This is a genomic window from uncultured Cyclobacterium sp. (assembly GCF_963976465.1).
Classification (GTDB): domain Bacteria; phylum Bacteroidota; class Bacteroidia; order Cytophagales; family Cyclobacteriaceae; genus Cyclobacterium.
The window spans coordinates 1-18467 of the sequence record NZ_CAXBOC010000035.1; the positions used below are offsets into that span (position 1 = coordinate 1).

Annotated in this window: 11 protein-coding genes and 1 pseudogene; 7 read left to right on the plus strand and 5 right to left on the minus strand. The window is 38.6% G+C overall.

What is annotated here, in order from left to right; translation table 11 throughout:
* Positions 1 to 141: 141 nt before the first annotated feature.
* The 7 genes from AAC037_RS03480 to AAC037_RS03510 all read left to right on the plus strand — a co-directional run bounded on the left by AAC037_RS03480 (position 142) and on the right by AAC037_RS03510 (position 8856).
* Positions 142 to 1374 carry an aminotransferase class V-fold PLP-dependent enzyme gene (locus AAC037_RS03480; RefSeq protein WP_339901675.1) on the plus strand — a complete coding sequence of 411 codons (1233 nt, stop codon included), beginning with the start codon at positions 142 to 144 and terminating at the stop codon, positions 1372 to 1374.
* A gap of 305 nt (positions 1375 to 1679) precedes the next feature.
* Positions 1680 to 3749, plus strand: coding sequence for a PP2C family protein-serine/threonine phosphatase (locus AAC037_RS03485; protein WP_339901676.1), 2070 nt, complete (start codon positions 1680 to 1682; stop codon positions 3747 to 3749).
* 31 nt (positions 3750 to 3780) lie between these two features.
* Positions 3781 to 4125, plus strand: coding sequence for an STAS domain-containing protein (locus AAC037_RS03490; protein WP_339901677.1), 345 nt, complete (start codon positions 3781 to 3783; stop codon positions 4123 to 4125).
* The gene (locus tag AAC037_RS03495) at positions 4115 to 4531 is read left to right on the plus strand and encodes an ATP-binding protein (RefSeq protein ID WP_339901678.1); all 417 of its coding nucleotides are present in this window, start codon (positions 4115 to 4117) and stop codon (positions 4529 to 4531) included. Before AAC037_RS03490 ends, AAC037_RS03495 begins: the two co-directional genes overlap by 11 nt.
* A gap of 300 nt (positions 4532 to 4831) precedes the next feature.
* Positions 4832 to 6586: a peptidylprolyl isomerase gene (locus AAC037_RS03500; protein ID WP_339901679.1), complete on the plus strand. Its 1755-nt coding sequence runs from the start codon at positions 4832 to 4834 to the stop codon at positions 6584 to 6586.
* Positions 6549 to 7445: a peptidyl-prolyl cis-trans isomerase gene (locus AAC037_RS03505; RefSeq protein WP_339901680.1), complete on the plus strand. Its 897-nt coding sequence runs from the start codon at positions 6549 to 6551 to the stop codon at positions 7443 to 7445. Before AAC037_RS03500 ends, AAC037_RS03505 begins: the two co-directional genes overlap by 38 nt.
* Positions 7423 to 8856, plus strand: a complete 1434-nt coding sequence (locus AAC037_RS03510) for a peptidylprolyl isomerase (protein WP_339901681.1) — start codon at positions 7423 to 7425, stop codon at positions 8854 to 8856. Before AAC037_RS03505 ends, AAC037_RS03510 begins: the two co-directional genes overlap by 23 nt.
* Before the next feature lie 339 nt (positions 8857 to 9195).
* Here the strand turns inward: AAC037_RS03510 and AAC037_RS03515 are convergent, their stop codons facing one another.
* From AAC037_RS03515 to AAC037_RS03535, 5 genes and pseudogenes are all read right to left on the minus strand, one after another.
* Positions 9196 to 9957 (minus strand): hypothetical protein, encoded by a 762-nt coding sequence (locus AAC037_RS03515; RefSeq protein ID WP_339901682.1) that lies wholly within the window; start codon positions 9955 to 9957, stop codon positions 9196 to 9198.
* Between the two features lie 167 nt (positions 9958 to 10124).
* Positions 10125 to 13001 carry a TonB-dependent receptor gene (locus AAC037_RS03520; protein ID WP_339901683.1) on the minus strand — a complete coding sequence of 959 codons (2877 nt, stop codon included), beginning with the start codon at positions 12999 to 13001 and terminating at the stop codon, positions 10125 to 10127.
* Between the two features lie 97 nt (positions 13002 to 13098).
* Entirely contained in the window at positions 13099 to 14424 is a 1326-nt protein-coding gene (locus AAC037_RS03525; protein ID WP_339901684.1) for a hypothetical protein, read from the minus strand.
* 453 nt (positions 14425 to 14877) lie between these two features.
* Positions 14878 to 17724 (minus strand): excinuclease ABC subunit UvrA, encoded by a 2847-nt coding sequence (uvrA, locus tag AAC037_RS03530; RefSeq protein ID WP_339901685.1) that lies wholly within the window; start codon positions 17722 to 17724, stop codon positions 14878 to 14880.
* 254 nt (positions 17725 to 17978) lie between these two features.
* Positions 17979 to 18467, minus strand: a pseudogene (locus AAC037_RS03535) (hypothetical protein); the annotation flags it as partial.

The following is an 18467-nucleotide window of genomic DNA, read 5'->3' on the forward strand; positions in this document are numbered from 1 at the left end:
TTGCTATCCAAATACAGACCAAATGATAAATCAAAAATTATTTAGGACAGCATTGTTCAAAAATGATATATTTTTCAGCTAATTTTAAAAAGCCGGACGATAATTGTTAAATTGATGGCTTAAAATCACACTAACAACATCATGATATCAAGAAGGAAATTAATCAAGCGTCTGGCTTCTCTACCTATTTTGGGAGGGGTGGCAGGAAGTGGAACTTTATTGGCTGAATCTTTACCATCTGCTACAGAAGCTGTGGCGAAAAGGGATTTAATTAAAGAGTTAGGCTTAAGAACATTTATCAATGCGGCCGGAAATTACACTTCCATGACGGCATCATTAATGCCACCTGAAGTTATGGAGACCATTAATGTGGCCTCTAAGAAATATGTTTTGCTAAACGATGTCCAAGACAGGGTTGGAGAAAGAATTGCCAAACTTTGTCATGCAGAAGGCGCGATGGTTACGGCGGGATGCTGGTCTGCCTTGGTTTTAGGTATGGCAGGCGTATTAACGGGAAAAGATGCCAAAAAAGCGGCAAAACTACCTTTTCTGGAAGGCACCGGAATGAAATCGGAGGTTATCCTTCAGAAAAGCCATGCCAATGGATACCACCATGCACTTACAAACACCGGTGTTAAGCTGATATTTATTGAGACGAAAGAAGAATTAGAAGCAGCCATTAACGAAAAAACTGCCATGATGTGGTTTTTAAATCGTGAGGCTCCTGTAGGGAAAATAAAACATGAAGAATGGGTAGCAATCGCTAAAAAGCACGGCATTCCTACCATGAATGACATTGCAGCGGATGTCCCTCCGGTTGAAAATTTATGGAGATTCAATGATATGGGTTTTGACTTGGTAGCAATATCCGGAGGAAAAGCCATGGCCGGACCGCAAAGTGCAGGTATTTTGATGGGGAAAAAACACCTGATTGAAGCAGCCAGAATTAGTGCCCCACCTAGAGGCGGAAATATTGGTCGTGGACAAAAAGTTAATAAAGAGGAGATCTTGGGCATGTACATGGCTTTGGAAACTTTCATCAATAGAGACCATGATAAAATCTGGGAAACCTGGGAAAACAGGGTTGCTTTGATTGATGGAGCCATTGCCGGCATCCCGGGGATTAGAACCGAAGTGGTCATTCCTGAGGTTGCCAATCACAACCCATCCCTTAAAATTTCTTGGGAAGGTACTCAGCATGACTTTTCTGCCAAGGACCTTGGGGCTGATCTTAGAGATGGAGATCCTTCCATAGAAACCATTGATTGGGAAGAACCAAAAAGCTTAAGGCTAACCGTTTTTATGTTGGAAAAAGGACAAGACAAAATTGTTGCTAAAAAGTTAAAAGATGCTTTAACTAAAAGAACTGCCTAAATAAAAAGCTACCCCTTGCAGAGTTTCTTGGAAGCACCAAATGGATCCGGCCGCATTAGTTATTTAACTAACCGCGCCGGATTTATTTTTTTTTCCAGTTTATAAAATCAAGGGCTAAAATTGCCTTCAATAAGGTCCAAACCGACTATGTTATAAAATTCAAATTAAATATAGGTAAAATCCAAAAGCGAGCAGTTTTTCTTCTTCAGGGTAAGCCGAATCAAATAAAAGAGCGCAAACATTCATAGTTTTTTACTGTAGCCGATGGTTTCTGATATTCTATATTTATTATTGTAAGATTTTCTATGGTGAAGTTACCCCAAATACAAAGAGGAAAAATATACATCCTCCTGGCTGTCCTTTCTTGGATGGGTTTGCTATTGGTCAATTTGATCAGGGTATTTGGGGAAATCAACCAAATGGAAGGGGTCATTAGCAAAGAAATCACATGGGTCCTGGAAATTCTATTTTTTATATGGCTGTACATCTATTTCAATGATTCGATTAAGAAAAATGAAAACCGAAATTTTATTGATTTTATTTGGAGACCTGCCTCTACAGGTTTAATTGCTACAGGCACTTCTTTTCTCATTATTTTCTTTTATTATCTCTTAGGAGATTCCAGGCTATCGAAAGATCTCCTTCTGATGAATTTCTTCTACCATGTGAATTTCGCCGTGGTTTCCATTTTTCTAATATCCACAACCTTAAGTTGGAAGCACCTTATTCTTTATCAAAAAAGCAAGGCCATTGTGCAGCAATGGCAAGCTTATGAGGTGATTTTGCTGATCAGTATGTTTTTTGTATTGATCAGCCAAGCTAGTTTTAATTATGGTTTTATGTTTGGGTTGATCTTTTTGATCATCTATGGCGCCATACTTTCCATCAATTTAAAGTGGATACCATATTTAACCTTCAGGGAAAAATGGAAATCTATTCTATTTATGGTAATTATCATTGCCTGTACCCTATACCTTTTCTTCCGTTTGGTTTCCTATACCCAACAAAACATCCATTTTGTTAACCTATCTGAAAACCTCTTTCTACTGGGACTTTTTGTGTTTGTGCTATTGTACGCCATATTTAGCTTATTGGTAACATTGTTTAACCTACCAACATCTTCAGTATTTGAACAAAAACTTACTGAGGCCATAAGTTTCCAAAAGCTTAGCCAATCCATTAAGCCGGGAGAAAATGAAGAGCAGGTTTTGGATATACTGATGGACAGCTGCATGAGTGCAGCCTATGTAGATGCAGGTTGGCTGGAATTGCACCCTACTGAACCGGAAGAATCATCCATAATCCAGTTACAAAAATTTATTAGCAATAGCGAAAGGCAGGAAGTTTTGGAATTTTTAAGAAAAGTAGAGCCCTTCGCCTCTTATCTAACCAAACAATCTACGATAAAAAAGGAATACTTATATGGGCAAATCTCCCATGAAACCTACAAATCGGTATTGGTACTTTCTGTATCGGCAAATAAGAAATCCCTTGGAAACATTTTTCTATTAAAGGAAGTCAAGGATGGCTTTAACAAAGAAATGATTAATATTATCACCACCTTTGTTGGCCAAACTTCCATTTCCATAGAAAATCACAGGTTACTTAATGAGGCCATCAAAAATGAGCGATACCGAGAAGAACTGGAAATTGCTCAAAGGGTACAAAGAAGTCTACTTCCTTCAGAATTACATCACAACAATAGTTTTGAAATTGATGGTTTTTCTGCGGCCGCCGATGAAGTGGGGGGAGACTATTATGAGACCTTTCGCTTTGATAATGAAAACTTTGCATTAATTATTGGAGATGTTTCAGGGAAAGGAACTTCTGCTGCATTCAATATGTCGCAAATGAAAGGTGTGTTTCACAGTCTGGTACAATTAAATTTCTCACCAAAAAAGTTTTTATCCAAAGCCAATAGTGCATTGAACCGTTGCTTGGAAAAAAACAACTTTATTACTACTACGTATTACACCATCAACACTGCTTTAAAAGAAATTCATTTTGCCCGGGCCGGACATTGTCCTACCCTGTTTTATTCCCAGAGCTTAGGCTGCTCTCGATTCCTAAATATCAAAGGAATGGGGCTTGGAATCGTTAGAAATGAAGGATATGAAAACTACTTGGAAGAGGGCTATTTAGAGTACCAACCGGGAGATGTTATGGTAATGTACACCGATGGAATAGTGGAAGCCAAAAATCAAGAAAACCAAGAATTTGGATACGATAAATTAAGGCTTTTATTGGATCATTATAAGGCCTTATCGGCAAAGGAGATAAAAAGTAAGATCGTAGATGAAGTTTATGATTTCGTAGGTAGAGAGACCCTGCCGGATGACGATTATTCCATTTTGGTCATCAAATTTAATGCATAAACTTATAATAGCTTAAAACGTATAATTGAATATGTTAACTATAAATAAGACGGCTGAAAAAAGCCATTTAACGATTGGCCTGCAAGGAGAAGTTGATGCCAGCAATTCAGTAGAGTTGGATGAGGTGATACAGGAGGCTTTAAATGACAACATCAAGAATATATTGGTGGACGGCACTGAACTCCAATACATATCTTCAGCAGGATTGGGCGTGTTCATGTCCTATTTGGAGGATTTCAATGAACACAATATCTTATTTATTATTTATGGTTTAAATGAGAAGGTCATGAATGTCTTTCATATCCTTGGCCTTGATCAATTGATTACGATTACAGACAACCGAGAGGAAGCCGAAAAATTAGTCCATGAAGCATGAATTAAAGTTATATTGTGAAAAAAGTCGGCTGTCGGAATTGAGAACATTTATTACAGAAGTTCTCTCCACAACCAACCTAAATGATATCAGCCAGAATCAATTGATTTTGGCTGTAGAGGAGGTCTGTGCCAACCTTATCATTCATTCACATGATTGTAACCCGAATAGTTATATTTCACTTAAGGTAAGGCTAAGCGATGACAACATTGTCTTTGAAATAAAGGATTCAGGAAAAGCTTTTAATTTGAAAAAGTATAAATCTCCGGAGGTCAATTCGGTTATTAAAGAGAAACGAAAAGGAGGGTTGGGTTTACTTTTGGTACGAAAAATAATGGATAAAATAGAATTTGAAACCAACCATTCTATCAATACCTGCCGACTTATAAAAAAACTCAATTCCAAATAAATGTTAAATCCCTTCACTTATCCGGGGCAACAACCCGAATTGTGGGGTAAAATTTGTAACATTGCAGATTAAATTGTATCAATTTTATTTGCAAGTGCCTCTCCGGTTCCTGATCTAATCAAGGAAACAAATCTACCGTCGGACTATCTCTTAAAAATTAATGGTGAGGCATCTTATTCTGAGGAATTTTTATACGTACTAAATAAAAACCGACAACAAGAAGACAAGCCAATCAGCAAGGAGGATTTTGATCTAAATTTCCAGCTGTTTGTAGATTACAAATTAAAAATAAAGCATGCCATGGATTTGGGCATGCACCAAACCGAAGCTTTTAAAAATGAATTCACTGCCTTTAAGGAGGATTTGAAAAAACCCTACCTTCTGGAAAATTCTCTTACAGAAGGTGAGTTAAGAAAAGCTTATAGCAGAATGCAAGAAATTGTAAAAGCCAGTCATATACTTTTCAAGTTTCCTCCAAATGCATCAAAGGAAGACTCTATTGCTGTATATAAAATGGCAGCAAAAGTTAAGGCCGAAGCCGAAGCAGGGGCTGATTTCCACCAATTGGCGGCAACCTATTCTGAGGACCCTTCTGCAAGAAACAATAATGGAGACCTTGGATATTTTACTGCCTTGCAAATGGTTTTACCGTTTGAAGAAGCTGCTTACAGTTTAAACCCCGGAGAAATATCAAATCCTATCATATCTGATTTTGGTTACCATATTATCAGACTAGAAGACCGCAGACCTAATCCGGGACAACTACATGTTTCTCATCTTTTGATTCGTTCCGGAAAAAATACAGGAGACCAGGAAGATCAAATTGCGAGGAATAAAATCAACCAAATCCATCAATCCCTACTTGAAGAACCATCATTATGGCCTGAATTGGTGAATACCTATTCTGAGGATGATGCCAGCAAAGCGAATAAAGGCATGATCCCATGGTTTGGAGTGGGTGCCTTAGTCCCTGAGTTTGAACATGCAGCCTTTTCCTTAAATAATAAGGGGGATTTTTCTGCCCCTGTAAAAACCAATTATGGTTATCATATCATTCGATTGGAAGGTGCTAAACCGGTACCGCCTTTTGAGGAGGTTTTGCCCAAGATCAAGTCTAGTATTCTAAGAGACAGCAGATCAAAAATGATAAAAGAACAAGTTTTGGCCATGCAAAAAGCAAAGTTTAAAGCTGTTGAAAATGGGCCGCTTATCGGTAATATCAAAGCTACTTTCACCAAACTAAGTGGAAGCCCAAAAGCTGAACTTTATAAAGCGTTGGAGGCACTGACCAAAACTAATTCGCAACCAATTATCCAATCCGATTGGAAGGAGGCAGCTTTGGGAGAATTTATCGAATTTATGAAAATTTCAGACCCCAAGGGGACCAATCTTCTTAAGGCTAATTTTGATAGGGTTTTTACCGATTTTTATACCCATCTTTTCTCCCAATGGGAAGAAGAATACATTTATGAAAACAACTTAGACTACCGGCAATTGGTCAATGAATACAAGTATGGCATGTTGTTATTTGAGTTGATGAACCATGAAGTTTGGCAAAAAGCTTTGGAAGACAGTGCGGGGCAGATCGCCTATTTTGAAAATCACAGGGATCAATACCTTTGGAAAAGACGAGTAAAAGCACTGGTACTCCAATCAAATAATGGTCAGGATATATCAGAAGTTTCCAATTGGCTACAGGGAAAATCGCTTTCAGATAGTTTAGCCAATGAACTAAGCGTGAAATTCCTAGAAAAAAATCCACTACTGTTTACTGTAAACCAAAATATTTACGAAATAGAAAATAATGAATTGTTTACCGGGTTGGATTTAGAGCAAAGGTTTCATAAGCTGAAACGAAATAATGAAAGCATCCTACTCGTTTTAGGAGAAACTTTACCTGCCAGACAAAAACAATTTGGAGAAACGCGAGGAAAGCTAATTCAGGACTACCAACAGTTTTTAGAAAAACAATTACTTACTGAACTTAAACAAAATTATAACATCCAGATCAATGAGGATGAGAAGGAAAAAATATATCGATCACTTATTCAATAAATCATTGCTGGCAGTTAGCCTTGTGCTTTTCATGTCTTCTTGTGATTTGTTCAAGATGAAAAATGAGGAAGAAGACCCGGACAATCTTATTGTGGCTACGGTAGGTAGTGCAAATCTGTACCATTCAGATATCGACCACATAAGCAGAGAGATGTCTCCGGAACTGGATTCTGCGGAACTGGTCAATCGATACATTCAAAGCTGGGTAAAGAAACAGTTGGTAATCAAGGAAGCGAGTCAAAATTTAACCATTAACGAGGCTGAGATCAACAGAAAACTGCTGGACTATAGGTATGCCCTTATCGCTTATGAGTATGAAAAAAACTACGTTGAAGAAGAATTGAATAAAGAGGTAACCCAAGCGGAAATAGAAGAATATTACCAAAACAACAATAAAAACTTCGCTTTAAAGGAGATCATTGTCCGAACAAACTTTGTGAAGCTTGAAAAAGATTTGCCACAAAGACGACAGTTGGAGCGTTTGCTCAATAGCGATGAGGAAAGTAAAAAACAAGAACTTAAAGACTTTGCCATCCGCTATGCTAACAATTACTTTATGGAAGACTCCACTTGGATCAACTTTGATGACATAATTTTAAATACACCACTAACCCAAAATAACAACCATGTGCAATTGATCAGAAATGAAAAATTGATCCATGTGGATGACGAAACTTATGCCTATTATTTTAAAATCTTGGAATACAGGTTACAAGACCAGGTCCCACCTTTGGAATTTGTGAAGGATGAGATTTCCAAGATTATTGTTAATAAAAGGAGAGCAGAAATAGCCGAAAAATTAAAAAGAGATATTTACAACAATGCACTTAAAAACAATGAGTTTACCATATATGAATAAATGGACCAAAAACCTTAGCTTATTCTTACTGCTCGGTCTTTCAATGTTTCAGATTGTATTGGCCCAAGATACCAGCGATGCGGCCGAAACAGATGAAAAAAAGCAGGAGAAAAAGCCCAGTGGACAAGTACTAGACAAAATTATCGCCAAAGTTGATAATTATATCATATTGGATTCTGATCTTCAAAAGGCCTACTTGGAGGCCTCTTCACAAGTCCAACAGGGTTTCGAAGCACCTACTAAATGTCAGGTGTTTGAATCCCTTCTAATCAATAAGATGATGATGGCTAAGGCGGAAATTGATTCGGTAATCGTTTCAGATGCGGAGGTAATTATTCAGACAGATCAGCGGTTCAATATGGTTCTACAGCAGTTTGGAGGAGATGAAGAAATGCTAATTGAGAATTATGGTAAAACCGGAGACCAATTAAAAAGCGAAATTCAGGATGCTGTTAAAGAACAATTGGTCGTAGGAAAAATGCAGGGGGTCATCACTGAAGGCCTTCAAGTATCTCCCAACGATGTAAGAAAATTTTACAATTCTATACCAAAAGACTCACTGCCATTTTTCTCTTCAGAAGTGGTCGTAGGACAGATCGTAAAAAAACCGGAAGTTAGCCAAGTCGAAAAGGACAAAGTTTATAATAAATTGGCTGAGATAAAGGCGAAAATTTTAAGCGGAGAAGCTGATTTCGCTTCCATGGCAAGACAATATTCTGAAGGTCCTTCCGGCCCACAGGGAGGAGATCTTGGTTTTTTTAAGAGAGGTGAACTCGCTCCTGAGTATGAGGCTACAGCCTTTGAATTGAAGCAAGGAGAAATATCTGACCCTGTTGAGACGGTTTTTGGTATCCATTTAATTCAACTACTTGAACGAAGAGGGAATACTTTCAATTCCCGACATATCTTGATCAGGCCTACTCCTTCTGAGGATGATCTGCTAAAAGCAGAACGAGAACTGGACAGCCTCAGACAGGAGATTGTCGATGGCAATATTGAATTTGCGAAAGCGGCCAAAGAAAATTCTGACGATAGAGAAACCTCAGATGCAGGTGGTTTTTTTACTGACCCTGCTTCAGGTTCCAACCGACTGACTTCCAGAACGCTTGAAGACCCAATTCTTTTTTTCACCTTGGATAGTATGGAAATAGGTGACATCACCCCCACCATCAGATTTGATGATGTAGATCAAAGAGGTCAATCAGAACCCGGAGTAAGGATTTTGTATTACAAAAACCGATACCCTGCCCACAGGGCCAATATTTCTGATGATTACGAAAAGCTAAAAGAAGCAGCAAGAAGAAAAAAAGAAGAAGAAATTCTTGCCAATTGGTTTGTTTTAGCCAAAGAAGAGGTCTTTATAGATATCGACCCAGCCTACGATAATTGTAATGTGTTGGCAGAAAAATAAAGATTATAACACCATTAAAAAGGGCTTTCTATGGTAATAGGAAGCCCTTTTTTTGTCTTCCCGTATAGCCTTACATTGTTGAAAAACTAAACTTACCTTTGATTTTACTTGGCCGGAGAGAGTGATGGCTTATATTCATTAATAAAATTTAAATGTAGGACAACTATAAGCAAGGATCTGAACCTCTACCCTTGCATGAGATAATTGTAAATATTGCTTCTATGTTACTTTACCAGATTCAGTCTTGGTAGCGTAAAGGGTACCTAATCGGGGCCGATTTCTATGAATTTTTCTTTGACAATTCTGATAAAGGGACTGTTTATTTAATCTTCAAAGATCCTAACGTAATGCGGATAGTGACAAGCTTTGTTTTAGAAAATCTGAAAAACCTTCAATTCTTTCAGCCTTATACATTTTTAATGCAGATACACTAAATTGATATGCTAGCAGTTCATTGTCGTGGTTGTAATGTTTGATCGCTTGATTAAAATATTGAAGCCCAATCAATTTTTGAAGATCAATACTCCTGTAAATCAATGCCTGCTCTCCTGGATTAGATGCCAAAAAAGTTCTTTGACTACTATCATTGAATCCATTCTGGTATTTATCTAGAAAAGATTTAATAGCGGCTTTATCCTGAATAAATCCCTCAATGGGATCCGTAGCTTCCAGTACAACAAAGTCATTTTCAACGGCCACCTTCAAAAATACATGGTACGTTGTTTCTTTAATTTCATAATCAAACCCAAAATAATCAAGTAAACCTGCCAAAATCAATGATCCACTCACGCAATCATAGTTCCCCGAATTAAAGGTGTCCTGGGCCATACTGAATGGTTCATATTGTTGAAGCAGTTGTTGATGTGTACGGTAAAATATGTTTTTTACCATTTTTTTTGACTTACCTAACCTATTATAGTCTTTACTCAATTGCTCATATAATTTGGTAAATTTCTCACTATCCACACGCCATGACATCAGTAGAGAAGTTGAGGCTGTAGGCTTGGTGAAATCAGTTAAAAGCACATAGGTTTTGGCCGAAACCGTTGTTGAAACGGCAGCAAAAAAAAGTAACCCCCATATAAATAGTGCTTTAGGCATTTTTATAAATTAATTCATTGTTAACTAAAGTTAACAATTTCTTAACATAAAGACAAAAAAAATATCCCTCCGGAAGGAAGGATATTTTCAATTAAAAGTTTAATCTGTTATCGCAGTACCAAAAAATAGGCTTTCTTGAACCTTTTCAGGCTGTTCAAGTAAATGAATTAAAAGGCATATGAAAAGTTAACATTCACAAGCGTACCTGGGTTTAAGCTTGAGAAAATTTGATCTTCAGCGCCATAAGACCTAAATACTTCCTCTCTAGATTGGTTGAGCAAGTTTTGAACATTAATTCCGGCCTTCACTTTCTCACTGGCTCCGAAAGTTTTGTTCAAGCTTAAATTAACGGCATGGAAAGGAACAGTATAGGTATCAGTCCTATTTCCAAATCCGATATAATTCAATGTAGAACCTTGGACATTATAAAATATACCTGCTTCAATACCGGAAACATAATTGTTATAGCTTAACCCCGTATTGATAATATAAGGCGCTTGACCGGACATATCTCTGGTATCATCAATGGTTTCTCCCTCTCTGGCTGTAAGTGCCCTGGATCTTAATTCTGCCTCTGACATTTTAATTCTAGATTCCGTAAGGGTACCATTAAAATTAAAGAAGAAAGTTTCTAATGAAGGGCTTAGAAAAGCCAATGACTTACGTAGTTCCAATTCTATACCAGCCACGGTTCCGTTTCCAACATTTCTTGGTTGAAAGGCACCGGGGTCAGAAAGGAACTGAACCATCTCAATTGGTTTGTCAAAGGTCTTATAAAATGCACTTACAGAAAACATCTGACCTCCTGAAAGGAATTGCTCCCATCTCAAATCAAAATTGTTTATCCTTGTGGCTTCTAGATTCCCATCCCATAAAACTTCAGTTCCTCCATCGGTTGTCTCTTGAAATAAGCCGCCGATAAAAGTTCTTCCGGTGATTGGATCAAGAATTTCTGCAAAAGACATTTCTTTAAAAGAAGGCCTGGCAATGGTGCTTGAGTAAGAGAAACGAAGGTTCTGGTTTTCTTTTATGCTTCTAATCAAATTAATGGTAGGGAAAAGATCGAGGTCTCCCATCACCTTTTCGTTGTCATATACTATGGTTTGTGTCTGATTACTCCCGGTATAATACTGGTCGAATTTCTCGGCTCTCAAGCCTACAATTGCCTTAAGATTCTCAAAAGGACTGAATTCACTATGAACATATAATCCAACATTGGTCAAGTTTGAATTGTAGCTATTCGGATTGTTTGGAATAAATAAAGGGCTGTACCTGATTCCATTTCTATTGTCTTCGGAGAACAAATTACTTTCTATAAGCACCTGATTTGGATCTCCGGTAAAGGTAGAGTTACCCGTGGCAAACTGAAAGTCCTGAATTAGGAAATCCCTCTGCTTATAGGCATATGAGGATCCAAATCTTAATTTGGCAGCTTCACCAAAGAGTACATGGTTTTTAGAAAGATCAAGCTTTCCAACTAGGTTTTGTTCATCCAATGACCTCCAAATTCTTTGGGGCAATCCAACCTCAGATGAAATGGTCTTGTTAGGTTCTCTGAACCTTAGTACCCTTACATCCGGATCTTCTATGGAAGATAAGGTTGGTGCGATTTTCCAATCCAATTCCCAAGCGCCATCTTTGCTATAATGAACCCCACTGAGCATCAAACTGGTTAATGCTCGTTGGCTGTATTCTATATTGTACTGATCTGCCTCAAATTCCGCTCCTAAATTGGTGTTTACAAAGTTAAAATTACCCACCTTGGAAGATCCGTTTTGAAGGTGGATAAAGTTGAGTTTATACTTTGAATAATCGGTTTTATAGGCTACTCCAAATAAGCCTCCAAGCAATACATTGCTCTCTCCATAATTACCTCCTGACTTTTCCAAAGGCTCCAATTCAGTCTCATCTGATTCTCTTGGTTTGGCATAAAGGTTAAATTCTGCACCTTTATAAAATTCAGAGGTGTTTTTATAAGTTATTGCAAAATTATAACCAAAAGTATTGTCTCCGTGCTTGAATTGATCTCCAAGGGAGAATCCCAAAGAGTAATTCATAAGGTTTTGCTTTTTCGTCCCACCAAAAGTAGGATTGAAATCACGCAAAATACTTTGGTACAGCTGACCCTGCTCACCTCCCGGGCTGCCTACTACATCTGCATATTGCGGGATTTCTGCAATTCCCTTTGTGGGGATATCCCTAAACCCATTGTCAAAACCTAAAAAATCTGTATTACTTCCTTCAGTTGTTAAAAAATCAGAATTAAAGTGCATGGAAGGATTATAACCACCACTGATAGAAAGGCGCATGGTTTTTTCTTCAGGGAAATCCTTGGTTTCAATATCTACCACCCCCCCGGTAAAATCTGCCGATAGGTTACTAGTAAAAGATTTAGAAACGATGATATTGTCTATGATGTTTGTAGGAAAAATATCCATCTGTATGGTATTCCTATCCGGATCCAATCCCGGAATATCCATTCCATTCAATACGGTCTTGGTATAACGGTCTCCCAGTCCACGGATGTAAACATATTTCCCACCTTCTATGGAAACACCTGTTACTCTTTTAATGGCCGATGCTGCATCTCCGTCTCCAATCTGTCGGAAGGCAGCTGCAGAAATACCGTCCATTAATTGAGGTGCATTTCTTTTCACTGTCATGAGGGCTGCTTCAGTGGTTCTGATGGCCTCTGCCGTAATGGTTACTGTTTCAAGGTCAGAAGTAAATTCTGACATCTTAAGGTTATCGAGAAGGGTAACCTCACCTTGGTTTACTTTGATCTCTTCCAATTGAAGAGTATTGAAAGAAATAAAAGAGGCCTGTATGGAATAAACTCCTTCCGGAAGTTCAATTTCAAAATCCCCATCGAAGTCAGTAACAGCTCCTAATTGTGCACCCACAACAGATACTGCCACACCAAATAAGGGCTCTCCGGTTCCTTCATCATAGATAGTTCCACGAATCGTCCCATTTTGGGCGAATACATTGGAGGACAAAAGCAGAAAACCTATTAGGATCCAGCTAAAGTTTAATTTTTTCATTTTTTATTTATTTTTAATAGTACAGCGATAAGATAAAAAAGTTGGAAAGGGATACGAGATTTAGCGCATCCCTTTCAAAAAATAGTGGTTGGTATTGTTATAGGTTATCTAAGTTTCCGGCTTCGGCAGACCAAGTCCAGTCACTGAATACAGATTTATCAGCTCCTACGGTATTGGCACCGGCCGTTACTGCTGTCGCATGCGCCGCAGTTCCATGTTTGAACACATCGGTAAGGGCTACACCATATTCTAAAACCACTTCAAGGTTTTCAAAAGCAAGGTCTCCATTATCAAAGTTTTCAAGAGATTTGTCTCCACTAATTGATAGGTCTCCTCTACCTTCTGTTTCGGCTGGGTCAGCAAAACCTTGGAAAAGGATGTTTTTGAAAGTACCTCTGGCACCATCTCTAAAATCGCCAAGCTCGGCAACGTCATTTCCTACAATAATACCGTTTTGAAGGGTATGAGCATCATTGAAAGAACCTTCAGGCCCATCAATTTCCAGTGAATGGTCTGTAGAACTTCCATTGATTACAATGAAATTATCTAAGGTTCCTGACCAAGCCATATCCGTATCTAAAGCATCATCACCAGCGTTCCAGACAATGGCATTTTTTACATCTACAGTTCCACCGAACCATTCGATTCCATCATCTTGGTTAGCGATAACTTCGATGTTCTCAATGATAGTCTCAGAACCAACTGACCCTAAAGTCAAACCATTGATTTCATTTCCTTCACCAATATTGGCTCCACCATGTCTAATGGATATGTACTTAAGTTTTCCTGAATAATCTTCCGGATTATCTCCACCGTGTAGTCCATTGGTATCGGAAGGTGGTATACCTTCTATTTGTACTTCTGAAACATCACCCGCAAAAGATCCTGGTGCTCTTCCTAGAATCAATAATCCTCCCCACAATCCATCAATATCAGGATCTAGGTTAGGGCTTGCTATCATACCCGGTGTAATTTCATCGGCTATTGAGGTGAAAATAATAGGTTGATCAGCAGTACCTTCAGCTTCAATGGTGGCTCCTCTTGCGATAACCAAGGCAGTAGCATTAGCACCTGATCCGGCTTCACCTTTTACAATGACACCCGGTTGGATGGTTAATTCAGCACCTTCAGTAACTGTAATTCTACTTCCAAGCACATAAACTTTTCCTGTTTCCCACACTTCATCAGAAGTAATGTTTTCATCAACTCTGATAACGGAAGCAATCTCACCTACAGTAACCACAAATGTAGAGGTATGCGTATCTCCATTCGTATCTGTAGCAACAATTTCAAATACTATATTACTATCAGCATCTTCTTCAGTGGCTTCATAATTGAAATCATAAGCCGCGGATACTTCGCCATTATAATTTATAGTTTCTATTGTAGTACCATCTTTTTTTACAACTAAGGTGGTCCTCATCGTTACAAGCTGTTAAAACAGTAACAGCTAATGTAGCGATCGTCATCCAATTAAATAATTTCTTCATGGTTAGGTATTAGATTTTAATTCTGAATTAGATTCAGGCACAAAATTGAATCAAAAAACTACGACCATATAAAAAAGTTAATTATGAAATTTTAAAATTAAATTCTGCGAATTAATCTTCTCTTAACATTGGGTGCAAAAACCCCTTTAATTGCCCCTGAACGAATTAACAAGGCTTAATACTCAGTCATTTATCCAAAATAAAAAAACAATGATTTTTGACAAAATTTTGCCTAATCCTCTCAAATTTGCCCAATAATCATAAAAATTACCGGGACCTACATCTTAAAAATGTACAATGAACCATGGTATAAAAAGTGTAGCCCTATACAGCAAAAGCGCTAGATAGGGCAAAAAATACAGGTACAGCTTTAGACCTCCCAAAGCCTACAGGACCAAATCTCTCTTATTCAACTCTTCTTTTAAAAACTTAGCGGTATGACTACTGGGATGATTGGCCATTTTTTCAGGAGTCCCGCTAAAAAGGATTTCCCCACCTTTCTCTCCTCCCTCTGGGCCAAGGTCTATTATGTGATCCACCACTTTAATTACATCCATATTGTGCTCAATAATAAGCACTGTATTTCCTTTATCTACCAGTTGTTGAAGCACTCCCAAAAGCAACCCAATGTCTTTGAAATGCAATCCTGTAGTAGGCTCATCCAAAATATAAAAGGTTTTTCCTGTATCTTTCTTGGAAAGCTCTGTGGCCAACTTCACACGTTGTGCTTCTCCTCCAGATAAAGTGGTAGCATGCTGCCCTAAGGTTATATAATCCAAACCTACATCATGCAAGGTTTGAATTTTTCTTAAGATCTTGGGGATGTGCTCAAAAAACTCCACAGCTTGTTCCACAGTCATGTCCAGCACATCAGCAATAGATTTTCCCTTAAACCTCACTTCTAAAGTCTCCCGGTTATAGCGTTTGCCTTTACAGGTTTCACAGGGAATATGCACGTCCGGAAGAAAATCCATTTCAATCAGCTTCATTCCTCCACCTTCACAATCTTCACAACGACCTCCCTTTACATTAAAAGAAAACCTTCCCGGCTTGTATCCCCTAATCTTAGCTTCAGGTAAGTCGGTAAATAAGGCCCTAATATCGGTAAATACTCCTGTATAGGTTGCCGGATTGGATCTTGGCGTCCTCCCTATAGGAGATTGATCCACCTCAATCACCTTATCCAAATTTTCCAAACCGCTTATCTCTTTATAGGGTAAAGGCTCCTTTTTGGAGTTGTAAAACTGCCTGTTGAGCAAAGGGTATAGCGTCTCATGAATCAGAGAACTTTTTCCTGAACCCGAAACTCCGGTAACACAAACCATGGTTCCCAGTGGTATTTCCAAGTTAACATTTTTCAGGTTATTTCCATTCGCCCCTTTCAATTTGAGTTTCTTACCGGAACCTTTCCTTCTTTTTTCCGGGATAGGTATGCTTAAATCTCCATTAAGGTATTGGGCCGTTAGGCTATCCGAAGCTAAAATTTCCTGTGGCGTTCCACTGGCTACAATTTGTCCACCATGACGACCTGCTCCAGGGCCAATGTCCAACACATAATCTGCGTCCATCATCATGTCCCTATCATGTTCCACCACAATGACTGAGTTGCCAAGGTCTCTTAAATCTTTTAAGGCATGGGTCAATTTCACATTGTCTCTCTGGTGCAAGCCTATGCTCGGTTCATCCAAAATATACAAAACCCCTACAAGCTGGGTGCCGATTTGTGTGGCCAGTCGAATCCTCTGGGCTTCTCCTCCGGACAAGGTTCTTAAAGGCCGATTGAGAGAAAGATAATTCAGGCCTATATCCAATAGAAACCCGATTCTTTTCCTGATTTCTTTCAATACCTCAACGCCTATTATTTTCTGGCGCTCAGTCATTCGTTCTTCTATATTCTCAAACCATTCTCCCAAAGTGGTAATATCCATTAGGGCCAGTTCTCCTATATGTTTTTCCGCAATTTTAAAATGAAGAGCTTCCTTCTTTAATCTGTAACCCTCACAGTCAGGACAGGTGCGGGTGGTGGTGAAATCGGAAATCCATTTTTGAATTTTATCGGATCCTCCTTCCTTCTGCTTTTGAAGAAAATTTAAAATCCCTTCAAAGGTAGTGTTCCACTTTGTTCCGGGGTATTTCACGGAATCCACCGCAACCTCCATTTTATCTCCATACAAAAGGGTTTGAATGACTCTTTCATCCAATTTTTCAATGGGAGTAGCCAAACTGCCTTTGTATCGCTTCAGTATGGCATCAATTTTCTTGAATATCCAAATGTCTCTATACTCACCCAAAGGTGCAATTCCTCCCCTACTGATGCTTAATGAAGGGTCAGGTATGACGCTTTCCTGGGTGATCTCTTCAATAACTCCCAAACCATTGCAGGTAGGGCAAGCCCCATATGGGCTGTTGAAGGAAAAAGAATTGGGCGCCGGCTCATCATAACTTAATCCGGTATGGGGATCCATCAGGTACTTTGAAAAATGATGGATATTGCCCTCCTCATCAAGCAACATCATCACTCCTTTGCCATGTTGCAAGGCGGTTTTTAGGGATTGTGATATCCTGTATCGATCACTTTCCTCTGCAAGCACCCGGTCCACCACAATTTCAATGTCATGGATCTTGTACCGATCTACTTGCATTTTAGGCGCCAGATCGACCATCTCAGCGTCAATCCTCACTTTTGAATAACCCATTTTGCGGACTTGCTCAAAAAGATCACGATAATGACCCTTCCTGCCCTTTACAACCGGTGCAAGTATGGAAAGCTTTTTATTCAAAAAGTTATTGAAGATTTGATCAATGATTTGATCTTCGGTTTGACGAACCATTTTTTCGCCGGAAAGGTAAGAATAGGCTTCCCCAGATCTGGCGTACAAAAGCCGCATAAAGTCATAAATCTCGGTTACCGTCCCAACCGTAGATCGTGGATTTTTTGAGGTGGTTTTTTGCTCGATGGATATCACCGGTGATAGTCCGTTAATTTTATCCACATCAGGCCTTTCCATACCGCCTAAAAAAGACCTGGCATAGGCAGAAAAACTTTCCATATAACGCCTTTGACCTTCGGCATAGATGGTGTCAAATGCCAATGAGCTTTTACCACTACCACTCAAGCCCGTAATGACCACTAATTTATTTCTGGGTAAGGTAAGATCGAGGTTCTTGAGATTATGTTCTCTGGCCCCATATATTTCAATATGTTCTTGAGAAGGTTGATTTTCTACTGACATTGTATGGATTTTCTCTTTAATTGGTTTAGCCTAAATTTAAGCAATAACTTATTTAATTGTTGCTAAATACAAATTTAGCCCGGGGCGATTTTCAATTGCCACTCAAGACTGCCTCTTGTTTTCAAAAGAGACGGCACAATTTACAACCTTTTTAAGCCAACTCTTAATTTTATACACTAATTAGGATTGACAAAAAAGAGCATAACTAAGATAAACCTAAAATTAGGCAAATGGTTCATTTTTTTGAAAAGGAACTAATTGACAGCCTTGTCTCTAAGTTCCTGTTCGGTGTCACCTGTGATGGTAGATTTCAGACCACTCAATATTAGGTTCCACCAATAATGAAAAATAAACTTGTGCTTTTCTCTACGAAAATATACTTCTCCTTTTTGTAAATCACCGGATTTTTGCGGATTATCGGTTCTAACAACGATTTTGTTGGCCAGAAAAGCCCCGATATCCCTAAAAATATTTCTATTTCGTTTATAATTTTTATCCAGAATTTCTATTTCAAGATTGTGATATTTCGCAATAACATCACCTGTCCCGTCAAACTCATCCGCCACAATATTAAAATATAAATTGTCTAGCCTTCCCCCTTTGAGAGCCACCCTGGTAGCAGGCATTATCATGTTGTTTAGACTTGTCAGGTTCATTGCCCCTATACTCCCTTTGATAAAGAATTTGCCTTCTTTATCATTGATCAGGTAATCTGCCTGCATATCTATTTGCCCTTCCCCCAT